Source organism: Paenibacillus haidiansis (assembly GCF_036553665.1).
In the GTDB taxonomy this organism is placed as follows: domain Bacteria; phylum Bacillota; class Bacilli; order Paenibacillales; family Paenibacillaceae; genus Fontibacillus; species Fontibacillus haidiansis.
The window spans coordinates 289630-310163 of the sequence record NZ_JAZHPZ010000003.1 but is presented as its reverse complement, the minus strand read 5'-3'; the positions used below and the strand labels follow the sequence as shown (position 1 = coordinate 310163).

Sequence of the window (20534 nt, the reverse complement as noted above, 5' to 3'; positions counted from 1 at the left end):
GAGGAGGGTAATAGATGGATTTGCGCCTGACGTTTAATGAAGATGTAATTAATTATGACAAAATGCGCCCGACATATGTAGAAGAACTGTTTCATGATGTGATTCAGTTTTCAAACTTAGATAATAGTAAAAAGGCCCTTGAAATAGGGATTGGGACAGGCCAAGCCACTGTACCTTTTTTGAATACCGGATGCAAGGTTACTGCAATAGAACTTGGTGAAGATTTAGCCGAATTTTCAAATCGGAAGTTTTCCAAATATGCTAATTTCAATGTCATAAATAATGATTTCGAAAGTGTTGTTCTTGATAACCAGAACTTTGACTTAATTTATTCTGCAACCGCTTTTCATTGGATACCGGAAGAAATAGGATATACAAAAGCCTATCAACTTTTGAGAAATGGTGGAGTTTTGGCATTGTTTTGGAATCGTCCGATTCCTGCCGAAGAAAATGGCCTTCATTTTGCAATGCAAAAAATCTATGACAAATATAGACCGTCATTTAAAAGCTTACCGGTAGCATATAACGAAGAACACTGTTTGAAAATAGTCAATACAATTAAACGATACGGTTTTATTGATGTGAATTATAAGCTGTATCATCAAACAAGAACATTTGATGCTCAAAACTACATTTCACTTCTTAATACTTACTCAGACCATAGGGCATTACCGGAAGATAAACGAATACTTTTTGAAGAAGAAATGATAGAAACAATTAACGATTACGGTGGACAGATTCATTTAAATGATACTATAGATTTATACTTGGCAAGAAAGTCTTAATCCATTGAAATAAGTAGTTCGAAGAAGTCGCTAACATCCGATAAAACAGTTATAAATTGATTTAATTAATCTCCTGGAGGAATACATTATGATTAACAATATTGAAGAATTGAAAGAGCCTCATATTGAAGGTCGTAATATTTACTTGAGAAAAGCTCGGGAATCCGACCTTGATGATTTCTACTCATATATACAAGATTCTGAGTCTACATATCTGACTGGCACACAAAGAGAATTTACTCTTGAAGAAATTGCTGCTTGGATCAAGATCATCAGTGGAAGTAACAGCGACCGAATCGATTTAATGATATGTCTTAAACAAACTAACGAACTTCTGGGCGAGGTCGTTTTAAACGAAATCAATTCAATAAATCGGAGCGCGAATATTCGAATTGGAATATCCGGAGCTCAGCATCGCGGTAAAGGATACGGGTCAGAGGCAATTATTCTAATGCTCGAGTATGGTTTTAACAAATTAAACCTGCATCGAATTGAGTTGAGTGTGTATGATTTTAACCCAAGAGCGATTCATGTTTATGAAAAGATTGGATTTAAACGGGAAGGGCTACATAGAGATGTTCTGTATTTAAACGGAAAATTCATAATATGATCACTATGGCAATTCTCGAAGAGGAGTTCCGGATCTTGCATGAGCAGTATATTGATAAGTCTGAAGAGAATTTGTAATTAAATGCTCATCTCACTAAACGAAAAAGCTCAAGCGGAATTTTCCGCTTAAGCTTTAACCGACTAGATAAAAATCGAGAACGGCTACCAAGGACGTCACAAGGATTACTGCCGTTGTCTTTTCATTTATCAACAAAGGAACGACAGTCTTCTGTATGCCGCAAACTTTAAATGAATGTACGAGAAACAATAACCAGCAGAATGAACAGTACGAGGATTACACCTGTGCTTGTAAACAAGCCAGCGCAGCTACAGCTTCCGATTCCACCCAGTTCTCCCATTGCAAACTCCTCCCCTCGCCGTTTATTCTAAATTGTATGAATGTAAACGACCTAAGGATTGGACTCTTGTTTATAAAAATCGGTGAATACCTTAAGAATATTTGTCCTTGGCTACGGGAATGGATGCGGATAAGGATTAAGCTCCTGCCGAGTCAGCCTGCGATTGGCGTAACCCAGCTTCATCGGTACATCGAGTACCCTATCCAGGCCATTGAGCCGGGTAAGATGATGTCCGAATGTCATGGGTAACATACCCGGTATGAGCACCTTCACACAATGTAGTCCGTTACGAAGCGTCTCGCTTGATGACTGGTCAACTACAATGACATCCATATGGAGACTAAGGAAAGTTTGCAGTATTTGTTTTAAATCCTCGGTTAAATCTTCTTGCCACGGCATAGAATGAAACTCTTCCTCAAAAGTACGGACGGGGTTCCGTTCGTCCATTAAGAAATGAAGCCGTTCCTTTGCCTGCGGCAAGCTATAGAGCAGGGAATGATCCTCCATATACTCCACAAGGGACGAGTCATCAAGCATAGCCTCGGCTTCAAGTCTTCGTTCCTTCAATCTCTTTTCAACTGTCGGGATCATGCCCGCCAGCTCATGTATGGCGCTCTTGGCCGCCCGAATCGGATCGAGATGAGCTCCGGCAGAACAGATGAGGCTTGCGCTGTGTTCCGCTTCTCCTTTTGCCAGTGCCCATATGCTGGGAATTCCGTTTTCCATTGTAGTATTGTATAAGCTCACTTCATAACCGGTAACCGCTCGTAAACGTTGAATCATCAGGATCATCTCCGAATCTCCTGATGAATTATAGTCCAGCCGCGGAACCCGTAACTTTGCATACCAGGTAAGGAGAAAGGAATCTCTCTCAACCACTTCGAAAATCCCGTACAAGATGGCCTCCTCTAAGCTTCCTCCTACCGCGCATCCATTGGAGTTCTCATATACAAATCCCTCTCCTTCGCCCAGACTGTAATAAGCCAACAGTTTGGGTACCAGAATTGGACGTTCCTGTAGAAACGAATATCCCCAGACCCATTCCATTGGAGCATCCGGATCATACGGGATGAAGGGGAAATCCGGTTGTTTGTATTGCGCCTCTGCATGAAGCCCTACCGTAGACGGATCCAGCGCAGCAGCCTTAAGATGGGAGTAACTGTCCTGCACGATCGTCCGTTTGCCGCGTGGAGTCACACCGCAATAGCGCTCCAGACCCTCTAATATCCCCGCGAGCTCGCTATCTACAAATGAGTGTGAACGCCCCCCCGTAATCTCATCGTAAAAACCTAAAGGAAGGTTTAGACCGGCCATGGCAAAGACAGAGTCGAGACCCCACTTCTTATCATTAAAGATTCCGGTACGACTGTCCCAATAATCTCTGAGCAGGACCTTCTTCAAATCACTCATCGAGCGGCAGCGGTAGCTGTTACTCTGTTTAAGGCACTTCTGTAGATATATCTCCGCCAACTCTGCGGAATCATCCGGCAATTGCCCGCAAACCGGGCAAGTCCCAAGCGGCATGACATAATGGATGGTGCTGCTCAAATTACTCAAGTTGATCAAATAGAGATGTTCTTCCGTATTCGCTCTGTCGCCCCGCAATACCTTATCCGTTTCCTCTGAGATAATGTGCGCCATATAACTGGCTCCCGCCGGAGATAATTCAGCAGAATGACGGGGGACATAATCATCATCAGATACAAGCTTCATAAGTAAATCCTGAACTTCTATGCGATTGCTCCCCGCTAAAGATAACCGTGCTTCCGAACAATGGAAGCATCCGGTCGTTCCCGGACCAATCAGCGGCCCTATGATTCCTTCACCTAAGGATATATAGGCACATAACCAAGGAATGCCTCGCGGTCGCAATTTCTGTTCAGCTTCATAATAATAGGAGGAATTATCCTCATCATTCAGCACCAATACCAAGTCTACAGCGGGTAGATCTTCACTGAAGTCCTTTCTTCGGACGAGCAAAAATCGGGACAGACGCTTGCACACGGTGTCGGCAAGCATTCCCTCCCCAATGATAGCGACAGTATTCAAGGGGATTCCTCCTCTCCGAGAAATACACCATAGGCAACAAACGGTCCATTGCCCCACAAAGATTCGCTGTGTAATTCAAACAGCTCAAGACTTTTATGACACTGCTTCAGAGTCTCATTGGCTGATAACATCAAAGAACTATAGCTTAAAGATTCACCATCGGAAATTGTAATATTTTGCTCCTCATGATCCTTCCGAAGGATAGGAGGGACCGCAGCGGGTTCGGTCTTACTCAGCGCTTTCTGCAGAGATTGGCGAAGTGCAAGCGTGAAACTAAAATCTACACTGCCATACCACGAGGAATCCGAATAAACCCACACGGTCGGAAAACCGAACAACGGCTCACCTACAGCTATAAGAGCATCCCTCTCCAGGGTGGTTAGCGCCTGCGAAAAATACAGGCAACGGACGTCTTCAATTTGCTGGCAAGTTATAGACTGAACAACAGCCGGTTCATCAGACAAAATCCGCTGGCCTAACTCTTTAGTTAAACGAGCCCTGAGTCCCCGCAGAGCGGCTTCAGTGATATCGCACCCTGCTCCAATGCTGATTCCTTCCTGCTGATGTGGAAGCAAGTCAGCAAACAGCAGCGGAATCATGCGGGTGGCATAGGCTTCCAGCCCTGCCAATCCCGACTCTCGCCGTGCCTCCACATGCGTTAATCCACTTCGGATCATGGTTGGCAGAAGATGTACAGGTTCTTTTGACAAGGGATCTGCGGGTTGAACAAGACACTGTGCCAGCGGCAGCTGGATTAAGTCCGCCTCTTCCCATGCATGAAAGATGCCTGTTGCCTTCGATGTCAGTTGGCTGAACGCAGAAAACCATACCTCCGGGCTTATCTGTTCATGATTTGTATTTAGGCTAAGCGCCATATTCTTCACTGGACGGGTCGCGTCATACCCGGATATTAAAGGATGAGATAGGACAGGATGCCAGCCTCCGGTTAACGTGATAGGGTCAAGTAAGAAGCATTGATTTCTGCAATCCAAATCATGTTCACTCGTAATCGCTTTATGCCATTCATGAACCACAAGATCCGATAAGATTCCTGCGGCCGCAGTGGAGAAGACCTCCGGCGTTTGCGGTTCGGGAAAGACGGACGAATGAATTCTCATCCATGCCGAATCCCAAAGTACGTGCCCGCCAGGATGGAGCAGCGGGCCTGCCATTCCTATTCCTCTAATCGCGATGGCAGGGAGCATTTGCTTTCCTTCCGCTATACAAGCACGCTGAACACTCCGGAGTTCCTCCAGTTCGCCATGCTCCGAAACATACAAAATAAATTGAAAAGGCTGAACGATTGCCCTCCAATCCGGCTCCTCATTTTCTTCTGCAGCAATCCAATTTAACGTGGTCTCGCGCCCGCTGTTAAGAGTATGTTCGTAGAGTTCCTTAAGTTTCACCATGTCTGTCGGCTCCTTGTTTGTTACATAAACCGTGAGTTTCGACAAACCGGATTCATACCATGATTCGGCAAGCGAGAGTAAGATTTGGCCAGAACCGACTGTAAGTGCGCCTTCCTCCTGAAGAGACATCCGGCACAACTCCTTCCCCAACTTTGTGAAACGTAAATGAACTGTTCAAGCTGCTCAAAGCCCTGATTCTCTCGAACGACAAAATTCATTTTAATGATATGTGGCTTGATGTTTTACTATGACTTTCTTGGCGGACAATGGAAAGCTTTACACCGTATTTACGCAGTAGGGCTATCGCCCATTGATTGCCAGATGTATAATCATGGAAGAAGCTCAGACATAACGTTTATGCAATTGGAGCGAGTATTGGAAGGAGAATTGCGATGAACCATCAAGTACTATTTCCAATCATTGAACTATTAGAAAAAAATAATATTAAATATGCACTTGGTGGTAGTGGATTATTGTACTACTTGAATTTAATTGGGTCAGTGAACGATTGGGATATTACTGTCGAATGCCCAAAAGACAAGTTAGTCAAGGCAATAAATGGATATGATTGGGAAGAACAAAGGAGTGGAGACTACCCGTTTGCAAGTCAATATCGACTAAGTATTGGTTCACATAACATAGATTTTATTGGAAGCTTTGCTTTCTATGCTGAAGATGAAGTTCTTAAGCTGCCTGTATCCGTTTATGGAAACTGGGACGGAATAAATCTATCAAGCCCTGAAATCTGGTATATAGCCTATTTTTTAATGGGTAGGAAAGAGAAGGCCCGTCTAATCCTGAGTTATCTTAAAGAAAATAAAGTAAAAGTGAATGAGCTATTAATAAGGGATCTATTAAAAAAAGATAGCCTCAATAATGAAATTAGACAAGAATTTAAATTGCTAATTCAATGATTAGCCCTGTCGCTTTTCCAAAGCAAAATCTGTTTATTAATAACGAGACAAGGAAGGTGTTTTGAATTACTTTTGCAATATCTATTGGTTGGAGCTATCTTAGCATTAATTCTATGGTTCCTTTCAATGGTGTTGTTTATTTATGAAATAATAAAGCTGGTAAGCAAATCGTCAATAAAAGGGGTATGAAATGCAAAATATCCCCGCTTACTCTGTCATTCATGGGAATTTTCCAGGAGGGATATTTGTTCATATTACATGAACCAAGTTTAGTAGTATACAAACAAACCGATCCAATTACGGGTCGGTTTTTGCATTTAGAGCAGAACAAACGGGCGTCAGATGGAGCCCGACTATGGTCCAGTTTTTGGCAGGGCCGAAGTCGGTTGTTTCCCTTCTTTGGCCTTCGTATGATTAACATGATTGCGGGGATAAATGGACCCAGAGCTGGGAGGATTGGGAAGAGGGAGGATTCATCCGCAGCCGAAGGACTGCCAGACGACTCAAAACCAAGTTTTCAAAATACTTTACGGGGAGATGTAATCAGTGAAAAAGTTAATCGAATTTAAAAAAGTAACGAAAGAATACCAAATCGGCGAAGTGCCGATTAAGGCTCTTGATGGCGTTGATTTTTCCATATCGGAGGGAGAATTCGTCGTTATTCTGGGTGCAAGCGGCGCCGGGAAAAGTACAATACTGAATATTCTCGGCGGTATGGATACTGCTACTTCGGGCCAAGTGGTTGTAGGCGAACAAGAAATAACAAGCTTCAACGAAAAAAAATTAACGCAATATCGCGGCGAGAAAGTCGGCTTTGTGTTTCAATTCTACAACTTAATTTCGAATTTAAACGCGCTGGAGAATGTTGAATTTGCGACCGAAGTATGCAAGGACCATCTGGATGCAAAGGATATTTTACATAAAGTCGGATTAACGGAACGGATCCATAACTTCCCTTCCCAACTCTCCGGGGGAGAACAACAAAGGGTCGCCATAGCCAGAGCGGTAGCCAAAAATCCTTTGCTTTTACTCTGTGACGAACCAACCGGGGCTTTGGATTATGTGACGGGCAAGTCCGTTTTAAAGCTGCTTCAGGATTTGAACAAGGAAACGAAAAAGTGCGTCGTCTTGGTCACGCATAATTCCGCCATTGCCCCGATGGCGGACAAGATCATTAAGGTGAAAAGCGGGACCATCGAAAGCGTCACGATCAATGACAATAAACAAAGCGTCGAAGGGATTGAGTGGTGATCATGAAATTACTTTTAAAACTCATTAGGGATATAAGGCAATCGATCGGGCAATTTATCGCCTTTGTTTTGGTAATTGCGGTAGGGGCTTTTTTCTATGCCGGGCTGATCACGTTAAGCGATAATCTCAGCGAGTATTCGAAGGCTTACTTTAAGGAACATAATATTAGCGACTTGAATGTATATTACAGTCGAATTTCCAAAGAGGATCTGGCTGCTTTAAGCGAAATTGAAGGGATTAGTAAAATAGAAGGACGTTATACCTTCGATGCCACGCAAGCATTTGATGATAACAAAGCCACATTGAAAATTCATTCGCTTCCCGCTGACAATGAAATCAATACGCCTACGTTGATTGAGGGAAGTATCCCGTCAAAAAAGAGCGAAATCTTATTGGATTCCCATTATGCCAAAGAACATCATTATCGTGTCGGCGATCAAATCAATATAAGCACGGATGAAAGTAATTTTACTTTCACCATTAGCGGCTTGGGTGAAAATGTCGAATACGCAAAAAAGAACGAAACCCAAGACCATAAAAATTACGGATTTGCTTATATTACCGAAGAAACGATACCTGAGGTTGCAAACGGTTTTTACTATAATGAAATTATGATCGATGCCGAAGAGGGTTATGATATCGACGAATTAGGCCGATCCATTGAGGCGGGGTCTCAACATTTCCCTTATTTAAGCCAGGTAAGCAAAGAACGGTCTTTCAGTTATTCCAAATTAAATGAAACGGTACAAAACAACAAATTGATGAGCAGGGTCATCCCTTTGGTTCTCTTTATGGTTGAAGCGATTATTCTGTATCTAACCATGTCGAGGATTATAGATTCACAAAGAAATCAAGTAGGTATTATGAAGGCATTGGGCGTAAAAAACAGAAATATCATGCTTCATTATATGGGGTACCCTGTGCTTGTGGGGATAGCGGGTTCCATCCTTGGCTGTGTCATTGCCGCTTTTGTGTTTGTTCCATTCGTAACGGCATCAAACGCAAGGTCATACTCTCTGCCTGATATTACATTTCAACTTTCGTTATTTTCAGTAATTCCCCCCATCCTTGTCTCCAGTGCGTTTGGCATCCTGTCCTGTTACTTAAGCGGCAGAACCATATTAAAAGAACGTGCGGCGCAAGCTATGCGTCCGAAACCTCCAAAAAAGATGAAAAAGATATTATTGGAACGAGTTCCGGGGATCTGGAGTCACAGCTCTTACAGCCGCAAGCTCATTTTGCGAAATATATTTTTAAATAAACAGAAAGCCTTAGCGAGCTCAGTTGGTGTTATTGTAAGCACTGTTTTATTGATTACCGCTTTTGGCACGCAGACCTCTTTGCTAAAAGTAGCTGACCAAATTGAAGAGGTTCATACCTATGATTTTAGAGTGGATTATGCAATGGGAGTATCTTCCGATACGCTAGAATTGCCCTCCGGCATTAAGAATAGTGATCTTTTATCCACTTTTCCTGTGGAATTCATCAAAGAGGATAACAAAGAAAATGCCACATTAGTTGTTACCGGTAAAGAGAATAATCTCATTCATTTCTTTGATGAAAATGATGAACGGATAGCTTTGCAAGACAATGGTGTGATTGTACCCAAATCGTACGCCGACGAATATGAAATCGCAGAAGGGGACATTATTTCGATGAAGTTCACCGCATCGGAGCTTAACGATAAAGCGATCGATATGAAGGTTTTGCAAATATCCAACCAGTATTCGAATCCGTCGTTTTATTGTACACCGACCTATTTAGAGAGCTTTGGCATCGACTACAATCCAACCTCGCTCTTAGTGGAAGCCAACAGCGCCGCGGATCTTACAAGCGTTCGCAGCTTCTTTGAACAAGATCAAAATGTGGAGACCATTGCCGATAAGAATGATTTGAAGCAGTCGGCTCAGTTTATTTTGAAGCAAAACAGCTTTGTTTTTATCATGTTCATCGTCTGTGCCGTCATCCTCTCCTTTGGTGCCATTTATACGATATCCTCCATTAACATTTATGAAAGAAATCGTGAGCTTGCGACACTTAAGGTATTAGGGTATCAAAAAAATAAAATAAACCGGCTTATCTTTCTTGAAAATATCATACTCACCAGCTTTGCGGTCATTATAGCTTTACCGATTAGCGGCTACATGTATTCTATTGTTATTGAGGCACTGTCGAGTACCCATCAGCAAATCCCGGATCAAATAAATCTGTTTGTCATGTTGATCTCTGTCGCTCTTGCATTCCTGCTCACCATAGTCTCCAACCTGCTGCTGCGGAGAAAAGTAACCAAAATCAATATGATTGAATCGCTAAAAAATGTAGAATAGTAACTACAAACACGACCCGGCCTAAGATAAGAGTTATCTAAGGTCGGGTCGTGTTGTAGATGTGGAAGCGTTAAGTGAGTTTCTACAGAACTATAATTAGGAGTTGAAAGGTATGATTTTGGGCCTTTATGAAGCGCATTTGCCTGTAAGCAATAAAAATAGATCCATAGAATTTTATTCAAAGTTGGGACTAGAGCTTGCTTGGCAAGATGAAGATACGGCGTTCTTTTGGATTGAGAAAGAGAAGAGCTGGTTAGGTCTTTGGGCAGGAGAGGAATATAAAATGCACTATCACCCCTCTGTAAGACATGTAGCCTTTAGAGTAAGTTTTGAAAAACTCAAAGAAAGTATAACCTGGTTGAAATCCATTGGTATAGAGCCAGTACCTTTTGGAAGAAGGAGTTCATCTGAACCTTTCATACGGCCAAACCAAGGAAATGCTTCTGTATATTTCAATGATCCGGATGGGAACAGCCTGGAATTGATGTGTTATGTTCCGGTTCCTGAAGGAATGAAAACCATAACGGAAAAATTATCATTTGAGGACTGGGAAAAGATGATTGAAAAAGAGAGGTGAAAGATATTGAAAATATATAATTTTGGAAGGGAAGCAAGAACAGTATTAATCCATATTCTCGATTTATTAGGCTACTCTTCTTCATCAGAGATTCGTTTGCTCGGTGGATATTCCGGTAATGTGTACGAAATCATTGCTAAAGAACCAATCGTAATTAAGATCTTTAATAAAGAAGTAGACAGTGAAGAACGGGTTATGTCTGAAGTGGAATGGACTAATTTTCTCAGTGAACATGGTCTTAACGTAATTGTGCCAATATTAATAAAAGGCTCATACATAAACAACTTGTCCGAAACTTTGTTTTTTATTGCATACAAGAAGGCAAGGGGAAGTCACATTGATGTCAATAATAAGGATGTATGGAATAATAAATTATTTAATCGTTGGGGACAGGGAATGGGTACGATGCATGCTCTGTCGAAGTTGTACAAAGGTAAAAGAGACCAGAATGGCATGAACAAGATATTTATCATATGAATTTAAAGGATTTAGACCCTAACATTAAAGAGAAATGGGACTACTATCTTGCTGAATTAAACTCTATGGGCAGAACTAAGGATACTTATGGAATCATACATGGTGATCTTCACAATCAAAATTTGATCTATGACGAAGGTGATTTAACATTTATCGATTTTGGAGATAGTGAAAATGGCTGGTTCGCTTATGATATTGCAATTTCAATATATCATGCTTCACAATCCATTAAAGAAACAGAAGAGAGAGGCAAGTTTGCAAATTTATTCTGTCAATCGTTTGTCGATGGATATTCAAAGGTAAACCCAGTGAATGAAATAATCAACAAGATAGACTATTTTATTAATTTTAGACATCTGTACTCATATGTATATCACAATCAATATTTAGATACAGCAAATTTAAACAAGAAGCAATTGGATTATTTAGAAGAAATGAAGCGGACACTAATATATCAAAATTCATATTTTGGGATATCGCTGGTGTCTCAGGAAGGCATATGATATCAGCAATAAGGCCGGGGCTTTTCGGAAGGAATGATGAACATGAAAGTATTGGAAGAGGCCATACAATTGAGAGAATCAGGCCATTTAGAAGAGGCAAGATTTATATTGCTTGAATTAGTGGAACAAGAACCAATGAATCCATCCGTTTGGTATCAATGTGCATGGGTCCATGACGTGATGGGGGCGGAAGGAGCGGCAGTACCTTATTATAAAAAGGCATTGGAGCTTGGATTAACGGGTGAAGAAAGGCAAGGTGCCTATTTAGGATTAGGCAGTACTTACCGGACTTTAGGGATGTATAATGAGGCTCAATTTATTCTGGAGGAAGCAATTAACGAATATCCTGATCGAAGAGAATTCCAAGTATTTTACGCAATGGTGCGATTTAATCAGAAAGAGTATGGGGAATCGATTGAAATTTTATTAAAGCAATTAGCGGAAACAAGTAATGATATCGGTATTCAAACGTATAAGAAGGCAATTTTATTTTATTCGGATAAGTTGAATCAGACATGGAATTAACATCTATCGCCATATTTACGTGTACACAATCAAAAATTCCATCAAAGGACTAGAATCTAATGGACAATTTAAGATTGGTAAAACCTCAAGCTGAACTTAAGACGGAGTATTTATCCTTTTATCGAGAATGGAAAAAATCTGGTGAAGATATGGTTCCTTGGGTCATTAGTAAGGATCCAAGTGATTTTCAAGCGATGTTGACTTCACTATCCGATAATGAAGCAGGGATTGGCCTACCTGATGGATGGGTCTCAGACTCAACATTTTGGTTGATAGATAATAACAACAGAGTAGTAGGTGCCGTTAATATAAGACATCAGCTAAGCGAATATTTATATCATGCCGGTGGGCACATTGGTTATGGAATCCGCCCATCTGAAAGACGTAAAGGATATGCAACCAAGCTCTTGGAATTATCTTTGGTTGAGGCCAAGAAACTTGGAATAGAAGAGGTATTAGTTGTCTGTGATGCAGACAATGTGGGATCGGAAAAAACCATAATTAAAAATGGGGGGGAACCGGATTCGGATTACGTTGAGGGGAATGGAAATGTAATTAAAAGGTACTGGATAAAGAAATCTTAAAGACGCTCGTGGAAGAGAGTTGTGCACAGAAGGAGGAAGGACAGTGTCAGCACGCGAAGAAGCCCTTTCCGGGGGAAATATAAATAACGTGGTTAGGGTGGGAGAGACAGTACGCCGTAATGCTAAACCTAATCCTTTTGTACATGAATTGCTAAAATACCTAGAGAAGATCGGCTATCCCTATTCGCCTAGATACATGGGTACGGATGAGAAGGGGAGAGAAATCCTATCATTTATTGACGGTGTTGTTTCAGGAAACGATTATCCTGAAATTGATAGATATATGTGGTCGGACGAAGTCTTAGCCGAACTGGCTAAACTTTTAAGAAGTTACCACGATGCAACTTTAGGATTTAAAACATCTATAAAGTCAATTAATGAGTATCCGGAGCCGTCATTACATGAGATTGTCTGTCACAATGATGCTGCATTGTATAACATTGTGTTTAAAGAACAACGTCCTATAGGTATTATAGATTTTGATATGGCGGGGCCAGGGCCGCGTATTTGGGATATCGCTTACACATTGTATACATGCGTTCCACTTTCGAGTTTTTCTCCAGGAGAAAATGATCGAGTAGTTGTTGATTACAGTAGAGAAAGTCATGCAGCCAGCCGAAGGAAACGTATCGAGATATTTTTCAATTCTTATGGTATTCAAGCACCAAGTGATCTGAAGCAGTGGGTAATTTCACGAATTAATTATATGTGCACAACCCTGTCCGACCGCGCTGCAACTGGTGAAGCAGCGTTTATAAGACTAGTTGAAGAAGGGCATTTAGCTCATTACGAGAATGAGGTTCGGTTTCTTGAACAGCATTTTAATGATTGGTGGTACTGAACGAAAGAAATAAAAATTGATCTTTAAGAAGATGAAGGTGATTCATAAATGTTTTATGTCAATGCGAGAGCATTTATCGAACGGCAAAGGAACAATTCTACGGAAATAATTATTCAAACCCGGAATAAAAAGAACGAACAAGCACTGGAGCTACCCGGCGGTAGATTAGAATTGTTCGAACCGATATTAGAGGGACTCCGGCGTGAGGTATATGAAGAAACGGGATTAATAGTGGTAGAAGTAGAGGGGAGTCAAAAATACATAGATACCCGTGGAATTAACCCGGAATTTGAAGTGGAGTGCGTAGAACCCTATTGTGTATATCAGACTATAAAAGGGCCAGTGGATTCTGTGGGAATGTATTTTATTTGTAAGGCAGAAGGGAATCCATTAGCAGCCGGGGACGAAACCAAAGACATCAGATGGGAAACCATTGATGAAATATATAAATTAATGCTTGAAGATCCCAGGCAGTTCTCAGACGTGGACCGAGCAGGAATTATGTATTACTTAAAGCATAGATTCGGGATGCTATTCGGAGAAACTCGAAGTCTATACATCGAGGATTCGCCTTGAATTTTCTTTATATCTAGTTCGGGATTACGGGGGTTTTCGGTGAGAAGTAGTAAGTAGTTTGAAATTCGTTGTTTGCTCTTCTTGTCGAGTTTCTCTAGGTATTTGTATGACCGCTTAGATAACTCAATTTTGTAATTCATCTAGAATATCCTCGAACTTTATAGTTTTCCCCTCAAGATATTCCTTTTTTGCTTCTCTTATTGCCTGAAGGTCATCGTCTGTCAATGGCTCATCATCAAATGGAATATGATAGTCAGATGGGTGAATAAGTCGTTTCACTAAATCAGCTACAAGTGGAACATCTTCTTCGGATAGTTTATCAATTAAGTCAGCAAGCTCTTTTTTGCTCACGGCCATAGGATTCAACTCCTTACTAAGGATATTGACAGGAACATTGGATTTAATACATTATAACATATTTTGAAGGAATGGCTCCGATGTCAGTGGCGAGACAGCTAGTATAATAATTCAAACAAAAGGAGTGAAAATATGTTTTGTGCCAAGTGCGGGCAGGAACAGGAGAACATGAAAAGTACAATTTGCCCTAATTGCGGGAATATCGTTTTTACACCGTATAAACTTAAGGGCTTGAAATGGGACAAAAGCAAAGAAAGTAAGAATTTGTATAATTCGATAGATATCGGATTAACAGATCAAGGACATCAAGGAACAAAAGAATGGTTCTATGCATTAAGAGGGGAAAGACTCGGACCGGTTTCAAGGCACGAGTTGCTCGACCTTTATAAAAGTGAAAAAGTATTTCTAACCACGAAAGTCTGGAAATCCGGGATGTCAGAGTGGGCGGACATAAGCCAGACGGATTTGATTGATCTAAGTAGTGAACCACCCCCGTTGAAAGCTGAGGACATTAATAATACATTAGTTTGGATATTAGCGTTCACGCCAATTTTAGGAACTTTATTAGAATATATTATTTCCGGAGCAATCGGCGCAGCCAGCGGTTCATTATGGTTTATTACGCTCGTGCTCAATACCATATTGTGTGTAAATGATAAAAGAAAGCTAAAAAAAGCCGGCTATAACACTAAAGCAATGTTGTTTTGGGCCATATTCCTTGTCCCCGTTTATCTTTTTAGAAGAGCACATTTATTGAAACAGAAAAATGTATATGCCATAGTTTGGTGTATAACGTTTGTTATCATGACCTTTACTCCGACTTGGGTTTCCGGTATTACAGGTATTGTAGACCCAAGCTCGGTTGATCTGGTTAAAGACGGGACACTGAATTCGTATCCGAATAAAACGGTGAGTCAAATGGTTGATAACTATTTTCTAAACTCGAAATGGGAGGCTTTTGTAGCGGACGATAGAAATACATATATTAATGTGACCGGTGAAATTACATATCAAGGGGAAAATACACAGGTACTTATGCAATTCAAGCTAAATAATGATGACTCATTTGAGTTATATGCATTGGAGTTTAATGACGTACCACAAGATATGACAACGTATACTGTGTTGATGAATAGCATGTATGATGAGTAGATAGATTATTAGTCGGTATATAAAATGCAAAGCCGCTCGTCCTTGGAAAGAACGAGCGGCTAATGTGCTATGAAGATTATTTGGTATTTGTAAACCCGCCGTCGATCCGGATCACTTCGCCGTTTATGTACTGCGCTTTAGAAGTCAGCAGGAACGTAACCAGTTCGGCTACTTCCTCCGGTGTTCCCAGCCTTTTTTGCGGAATGCCGCTTGTCGCATTGGCCTTCATTTCCGGATTCGCTTCATAGAAAGCTTTGACCATTGGCGTTTCGGTAGGTCCCGGAGCAATAGCGTTTACGCGCAAACCATCTTTGGCATATTCGGCGACCATGCTTTTGGTTAAACCGACAATACCGTGTTTGGTGGCGGAATAGGTGACGACGGAGTCCTGGCCGATTACCCCCGCACTGGATGACGTATTAACAATGGAACCACCACCATTTTTCAGCATAACTTCGGCTACATAGCGGACGCCATACAAAGCTCCCAATAAATTGATGCCGACATTTCGGTTAATCTCTTCGATCGAGGAGTCGAGGAAAAATGCACCGCTGCCGGAAATTCCGGCGTTATTGAAAAAATAATCGATTGTGCCGAAACGATCCACGGCCTGATCAACATAATTTTTCACTTCTTCGGGCTTGGAAACGTCGGCCTTAACGAAAATAGCGTCTACGCCCAAGCTCTTAACCATTTCAACCGTTTCGTTTCCGCCTTTCTCGCTAATGTCTACCGCTACAATATTGACGCCTTCTTTGGCTAACCGGACTGCGGTTGCTTGTCCCAGTCCGCTGCCGGCGCCGGTAATAATTGCCGTGTTGCTCATGAGTTTAACCCTCCCTAATAAAGATGGAATTCCTGCATCGTAGTATAACCAGAATCAAAATGGATCTATGCAAAAACAAGGAATCCGCAGTTAGATGTCTAATTATGAATAAGCTCAGACATATTGAAGCCCCTTGAATACGTGAACATTAAAGGAGCGTATAAGTATATGCTTGCACTCAACTTTTATTTAATGACAGGAGAGTATGCTAACTTAATTGCCAACTGGACTTATGAAGAGGCCTATTCGATCTATAATATGGAAAGGTTTAAATCCTTCACTTACCGGCAAAGGGAAGGGAGTAGACTTCTTAGCTAGCTGCATTCAATTTGTTCAAGAAAATTATCAAACATCAAATCTTCAACTGGTGGTAGCTGAATTTAACAAACGAGCGATTAAAGTATATGAACGTGTTGGTTTTGTAAGCAAACAATCGTTTAAAAGCAAAGTTGGGGATGAAGAAATGGATTTTATAGTCATGCAGCGGCAAAGGGGGATTTAGAATATGGGTCCGTTATCCAACAAGGCAAAATATAATATTTTGTCTATTTTATTTATATTCATTGTTGTTATTTCCTGGTTTATGAATATTGGATGGATCCGGGTGTTTTTAGCGATACCGATGATTTTTCACGCTATTATTTTTTACTTTTCAAACAGCTTCTACCATCATAATAACTATAAAAATTCAAAATTCATGAAGGTTGTCAATATTTCATTCTATTGCACTTATTTACTCTGCAATATTTTATTGCCTGATGGCGGCGATGTGGGTGATCCCGTTGTATTCTTCGGGCTTATCAATAATAAGAAACTGACAGATGCGGCGGGGATCGCTGCAGGATTATGTCTGTTTGCCAACGTTGTTTTAATGATTGTTCAAATTTTATATACTATCACAATTAAAGAAAGGCTTAAGGATGAGAGCACTCAAAATAGAGAAGGAGCTATCTAAGTGATCGACTTTGAAAAAACAAATAGATTATCGAACCTTTTAATTGGCATTTCAGTTATTTTGCTACTTATTTCATTAATTACTTTCTTTAGTAGTCGTAGTATGGAGGTGTTTCGATATAATTTTACAAATGATTTGAGAGGATTGATTATCTGTTCAATTAGTTTTGTATTCTCGGTGTTCTCCCTAGTTCTAGGTATAACATTAAAGTATATCGTACATGAGGGGAATGAAGGAATGCGGTCGCTTGAACAAAGATTTAAGAAAGAAGGTAAAGAGAAGAGGGATTAACGATCAGCCGATTTAGGAAAGCAAAAATAATGGGAATTATAGCTGCTTTAGTAACGATATTAGTAGCAACGCCCATAATTTATGTGCAAGCCAACAAGCAAATATATGCAAATAGAGTAACCGATTATTTGGTTGAAGAACAAAATTATAACAAGGACGATTTAAAGTCCGTTAAAGGAGTGTGGGGAGTCAAATTACCGTCTTTTTTTGTAACGGTCACTTTTAAGGATGAGCCTAATGTTGAATATATCTACTTTGCCCATAATGAAGTAATACAGTTTAGTTATCGACCTGCGCAGGGAGACAATGACATAGAAGAAGCGGAACTAAAACATTTTGATCCATTCGAATAAAAGTCGTTATCAGTCGGCAAGAAACAACAAGTTATTAAAATGTATGGCAAATCAAAAGGAGGAATAAGTTTGGCCTATTGGCAGGCAGTATTTATCGATCGGGACGGGACTATTGGAGGTACTGGCCGCTTTCTTCACCCCAGAGACTTCGTTTTATTCCCGGGTGCTCAAGAATCAATAAATAGCTTAAAGAGAGCCGGGCTGAAGGTATTTGCTTTTACGAATCAGAACAGGATCTCTAGAGGAGCAGCCACAGTAGAAGAGTTTATATCGCAATTTAACACCTATGGCTTTGATGATTCCTTCATATGTCCGCACGGAAAATACGAAGGTTGCAATTGCCGTAAACCAAAACCAGGAATGCTATTTGCGGCAGCAGAGAAGTATGGTTTGGATTTATCCAGGTGCGTCGTGATTGGCGATGTGGGAGATACGGACATGCTGGCTGCACATTTTGCCGGAGCTAAGAAAGTGTTGGTCAGAACAGGGTGGGGTGAAGGTTCACTGAGTGTAGACAGAGATAAATGGAAAGAAGTTGAACCTGACTTTATAGCTAGTGATATTAATGAAGCGGTGAAATGGGTTCTGGAAAGAAACTCGTAGCTGGCGGAAACATCACCTAATGATAATCCGCATACTTTTGTCTTTTATACGTGACATTTGATGAATTAAAGTTCTGGTTAGCCGAGCGAATCTTCTCCTAAATAACAATATTGGAGGCTCACCATGGATATGGACCAAAGAAAACAGTGGAATGAAAATCACAAAACACTAACAAATATCATATTAAAACCACACCATCATAAGAATGCGGTCAATTTATTTTTGAATCAACATAGTTTATTGCATTCATTCCAAATGAGCGATTTGGGGATACATACTTTAGAAGATGAATTAGTCAAAGACATAAATGAGGAAACACTTCGCAGATACCCTGTGGCCGCTCCGGATACGAAAAACTCTATTGCCTGGCATTTATGGCATGTTACAAGAATAGAAGATATGACGATGAATGTTCTGATCAATAATGATAAACAAGTTTTCTATTTCGGTAATTGGGATAAGAAACTTCGGATCGACTACTCCCATTCCGGGAACGAAATGACAGATGATGAAATTGCCGATTTAAGCGATCATATTGATATTCCAGCGTTATTCGCCTACCGCATTGAAGTTGGGCGCAAAACGCGTGAGATTGTTTCATCTTTAAAACCGGGCGATTTTAAATTGAAGGTGGAAGCCGAAAGAATACACAAGCTAAAAGAGCAGCATGCTGTTAAAGATGAAGCTTCGTGGTTACTTGAATATTGGAGCAAAAAGAATATTGCCGGATTAATACTCATGCCGGCGACAAGGCATATTTTTGTGCACTTAAATAAATCTATTCGTATAAAACATAGGATACAAAAGATGTGATTTCTCAGATAAGAGGATAGGGGAGTATATATGATCGCACTTAGGGAAGTAGATCGTAATAATTTTTTCGAGGTCATTAAGCTGGGGGTGGCCGATGAACAAAAAGGGTTCGTAGCAACGAATTTATTCTCGCTTGCTCAGGCCAAGGCCTTCCCGGAATGTGTTTGCTTGGCGATATATCATGATGATGTTCTGGTGGGATTTACGATGTATTGTATAGATGCGGAGGACCAAGAATATTGGATTTATCGCTTAATGATAGATGCCGAGCATCAGTCAAAAGGCTATGGAAAGGCTGCTATGGAGGCACTTATTGACTTAATTAAAGAAGATACACGGCACCGAGTCATTTACATAAGCTTTGAGCCGGAGAATGTTTTGGCGAAGCATTTGTATGAAAAATTAGGCTTTCAACCGGATGGGCGAGTGATCGATGGGGAAGTCGTTTATAAATTTGAACATTAAGTTTAGTTTAGTCACTCATAGACGACGCCCGAGCTTAAACCGTTGCAACCCGTATCCTTTCACTGAAAGGGGCGGGTTGTTTTTTTACCTAATTCACCACTCGACTTTGGTTAAATAAAACCACTTTAATCTAAAATAGTATGTATTATATATTGCATTATAAATAATTATGACGTACTATATATCCAGAATAGTTTTCCAACTCGGGAAAAAGAGAGGGGGAAGCCGTTGACACAAGCGCTCGACAGGAGCGCGTAAATCCGGAAACGGAGGGATTGATATCAAGCTAACGCCACGCCAAACGGAAATTGTGGAAATCGTAAAAAAACATGCCCCCATCACCGGCGAGCAGATCGCGGAAATGCTGAATCTGACGCGTCCGACGATTCGGTCGGATCTGTCCGTTCTGGTGATGCTCGATTATATCGATGCCAAACCGAAGGTAGGGTATTTTCTGGGGAAAAGAGCCCAGTCGGAAAACGGAAGCAAGCTTCGTTTACTGGAAATGAAGGTCGGCGACGTTCATGGCGTACCGGTTGTCGTGCGCGAAACGACGACGATTCAGGAAGCGGTCGTGACCCTGTTTCTTGAAAATGTCGGGCATTTGATCGTAACGGATGATAACGGCTTACTTGCCGGGATCGTTTCCCGCAAAGATCTGCTTAAAGTCACGCTCGGGAATGCTTCGGCTTCCGCGATGCCGGTGAGCTTTATTATGACGCGAAAGGCCAACATGATTACCGTTTCGCCCGATGACACGGTGCTGGAGGCGGCACGTAAGATCATCGCCTACCAGATCGACAGCCTGCCTGTCGTGGTCCCGGCGCCAAACGGCGAAGCAGGGGAATGGAAGGTCGTCGGACGGATTTCCAAGACGAATATCATTAAAATGCTGCTCGAAATGCTGGCAGAGGAATAGACAAATCAACAGGA

Annotated in this window: 25 protein-coding genes; 20 read left to right on the top strand and 5 right to left on the bottom strand. The window is 41.1% G+C overall.

All coding sequences use genetic code 11. The features are described 5' to 3' along the window. The first annotated feature begins 14 nt into the window (after positions 1-14). Entirely contained in the window at positions 15-785 is a 771-nt protein-coding gene (locus V3851_RS08490; protein WP_331846092.1) for a class I SAM-dependent methyltransferase, read from the top strand. 88 nt (positions 786-873) lie between these two features. Further along, positions 874-1395, top strand: coding sequence for a GNAT family N-acetyltransferase (locus tag V3851_RS08485; protein ID WP_331846091.1), 522 nt, complete (start codon positions 874-876; stop codon positions 1393-1395). A 244-nt stretch (positions 1396-1639) separates the two neighbouring features. Here the strand turns inward: V3851_RS08485 and V3851_RS08480 are convergent, their stop codons facing one another. The 3 genes from V3851_RS08480 to V3851_RS08470 all read right to left on the bottom strand — a co-directional run bounded on the left by V3851_RS08480 (position 1640) and on the right by V3851_RS08470 (position 5340). Continuing rightward, complete coding sequence (locus V3851_RS08480; RefSeq protein WP_331846090.1) at positions 1640-1753, bottom strand: YjcZ family sporulation protein; 114 nt, start codon at positions 1751-1753, stop codon at positions 1640-1642. A 111-nt stretch (positions 1754-1864) separates the two neighbouring features. Further along, on the bottom strand, positions 1865-3802 hold the full coding sequence (locus V3851_RS08475; RefSeq protein WP_331846089.1) for a TOMM precursor leader peptide-binding protein: 1938 nt from the start codon (positions 3800-3802) through the stop codon (positions 1865-1867). After that, positions 3799-5340, bottom strand: a complete 1542-nt coding sequence (locus V3851_RS08470) for a hypothetical protein (protein WP_331846088.1) — start codon at positions 5338-5340, stop codon at positions 3799-3801. Before V3851_RS08470 ends, V3851_RS08475 begins: the two co-directional genes overlap by 4 nt. A gap of 263 nt (positions 5341-5603) precedes the next feature. On the opposite strand from V3851_RS08470, the gene V3851_RS08465 reads away from it, so the two are divergent. The 10 genes from V3851_RS08465 to V3851_RS08420 all read left to right on the top strand — a co-directional run bounded on the left by V3851_RS08465 (position 5604) and on the right by V3851_RS08420 (position 13786). Further along, positions 5604-6125 (top strand): hypothetical protein, encoded by a 522-nt coding sequence (locus tag V3851_RS08465; RefSeq protein WP_331846087.1) that lies wholly within the window; start codon positions 5604-5606, stop codon positions 6123-6125. A 546-nt stretch (positions 6126-6671) separates the two neighbouring features. Beyond that, the gene (locus V3851_RS08460) at positions 6672-7376 is read left to right on the top strand and encodes an ABC transporter ATP-binding protein (RefSeq protein ID WP_331846086.1); all 705 of its coding nucleotides are present in this window, start codon (positions 6672-6674) and stop codon (positions 7374-7376) included. A 2-nt stretch (positions 7377-7378) separates the two neighbouring features. Next, positions 7379-9703, top strand: coding sequence for an ABC transporter permease (locus V3851_RS08455; protein WP_331846314.1), 2325 nt, complete (start codon positions 7379-7381; stop codon positions 9701-9703). A gap of 112 nt (positions 9704-9815) precedes the next feature. Then, positions 9816-10280, top strand: a complete 465-nt coding sequence (locus V3851_RS08450) for a VOC family protein (RefSeq protein WP_331846085.1) — start codon at positions 9816-9818, stop codon at positions 10278-10280. Positions 10281-10286: 6 nt separating this feature from the next. Further along, positions 10287-10757: a phosphotransferase gene (locus V3851_RS08445; RefSeq protein ID WP_331846084.1), complete on the top strand. Its 471-nt coding sequence runs from the start codon at positions 10287-10289 to the stop codon at positions 10755-10757. Beyond that, complete coding sequence (locus V3851_RS08440) at positions 10754-11260, top strand: phosphotransferase enzyme family protein (RefSeq protein ID WP_331846083.1); 507 nt, start codon at positions 10754-10756, stop codon at positions 11258-11260. The genes V3851_RS08445 and V3851_RS08440 overlap by 4 nt, the downstream gene beginning before the upstream one ends. Before the next feature lie 42 nt (positions 11261-11302). After that, positions 11303-11785, top strand: a complete 483-nt coding sequence (locus tag V3851_RS08435; protein WP_331846082.1) for a tetratricopeptide repeat protein — start codon at positions 11303-11305, stop codon at positions 11783-11785. A gap of 59 nt (positions 11786-11844) precedes the next feature. Next, a complete protein-coding gene (locus V3851_RS08430; protein WP_331846081.1) occupies positions 11845-12369 on the top strand; it encodes a GNAT family N-acetyltransferase in 525 nt (174 codons plus the stop codon). A 43-nt stretch (positions 12370-12412) separates the two neighbouring features. Next, positions 12413-13210 (top strand): aminoglycoside phosphotransferase family protein, encoded by a 798-nt coding sequence (locus V3851_RS08425; RefSeq protein ID WP_331846080.1) that lies wholly within the window; start codon positions 12413-12415, stop codon positions 13208-13210. Positions 13211-13258: 48 nt separating this feature from the next. Continuing rightward, the gene (locus V3851_RS08420) at positions 13259-13786 is read left to right on the top strand and encodes an NUDIX hydrolase (RefSeq protein ID WP_331846079.1); all 528 of its coding nucleotides are present in this window, start codon (positions 13259-13261) and stop codon (positions 13784-13786) included. Between the two features lie 123 nt (positions 13787-13909). Here the strand turns inward: V3851_RS08420 and V3851_RS08415 are convergent, their stop codons facing one another. Continuing rightward, positions 13910-14143: a hypothetical protein gene (locus tag V3851_RS08415; RefSeq protein ID WP_331846078.1), complete on the bottom strand. Its 234-nt coding sequence runs from the start codon at positions 14141-14143 to the stop codon at positions 13910-13912. Between the two features lie 168 nt (positions 14144-14311). On the opposite strand from V3851_RS08415, the gene V3851_RS08410 reads away from it, so the two are divergent. Then, positions 14312-15295 carry a DUF4339 domain-containing protein gene (locus V3851_RS08410; protein ID WP_331846077.1) on the top strand — a complete coding sequence of 328 codons (984 nt, stop codon included), beginning with the start codon at positions 14312-14314 and terminating at the stop codon, positions 15293-15295. A gap of 76 nt (positions 15296-15371) precedes the next feature. Here the strand turns inward: V3851_RS08410 and V3851_RS08405 are convergent, their stop codons facing one another. Next, positions 15372-16121: an SDR family NAD(P)-dependent oxidoreductase gene (locus V3851_RS08405; RefSeq protein ID WP_331846076.1), complete on the bottom strand. Its 750-nt coding sequence runs from the start codon at positions 16119-16121 to the stop codon at positions 15372-15374. 217 nt (positions 16122-16338) lie between these two features. Between V3851_RS08405 and V3851_RS08400 the strand changes: the two genes are divergently transcribed. The 7 genes from V3851_RS08400 to V3851_RS08370 all read left to right on the top strand — a co-directional run bounded on the left by V3851_RS08400 (position 16339) and on the right by V3851_RS08370 (position 20520). Next, positions 16339-16623 (top strand): GNAT family N-acetyltransferase, encoded by a 285-nt coding sequence (locus V3851_RS08400; protein WP_331846075.1) that lies wholly within the window; start codon positions 16339-16341, stop codon positions 16621-16623. A 3-nt stretch (positions 16624-16626) separates the two neighbouring features. Continuing rightward, positions 16627-17076, top strand: a complete 450-nt coding sequence (locus tag V3851_RS08395; protein ID WP_331846074.1) for a hypothetical protein — start codon at positions 16627-16629, stop codon at positions 17074-17076. 320 nt (positions 17077-17396) lie between these two features. Continuing rightward, positions 17397-17720 (top strand): DUF3139 domain-containing protein, encoded by a 324-nt coding sequence (locus V3851_RS08390; RefSeq protein WP_331846073.1) that lies wholly within the window; start codon positions 17397-17399, stop codon positions 17718-17720. A gap of 69 nt (positions 17721-17789) precedes the next feature. After that, positions 17790-18323, top strand: coding sequence for an HAD-IIIA family hydrolase (locus V3851_RS08385; RefSeq protein ID WP_331846072.1), 534 nt, complete (start codon positions 17790-17792; stop codon positions 18321-18323). A 123-nt stretch (positions 18324-18446) separates the two neighbouring features. After that, positions 18447-19136 (top strand): DinB family protein, encoded by a 690-nt coding sequence (locus V3851_RS08380; protein ID WP_331846071.1) that lies wholly within the window; start codon positions 18447-18449, stop codon positions 19134-19136. Between the two features lie 30 nt (positions 19137-19166). Further along, positions 19167-19601 carry a GNAT family N-acetyltransferase gene (locus V3851_RS08375; protein ID WP_331846070.1) on the top strand — a complete coding sequence of 145 codons (435 nt, stop codon included), beginning with the start codon at positions 19167-19169 and terminating at the stop codon, positions 19599-19601. Between the two features lie 307 nt (positions 19602-19908). After that, on the top strand, positions 19909-20520 hold the full coding sequence (locus tag V3851_RS08370) for a helix-turn-helix transcriptional regulator (protein ID WP_331846313.1): 612 nt from the start codon (positions 19909-19911) through the stop codon (positions 20518-20520). Positions 20521-20534 lie beyond the last annotated feature (14 nt).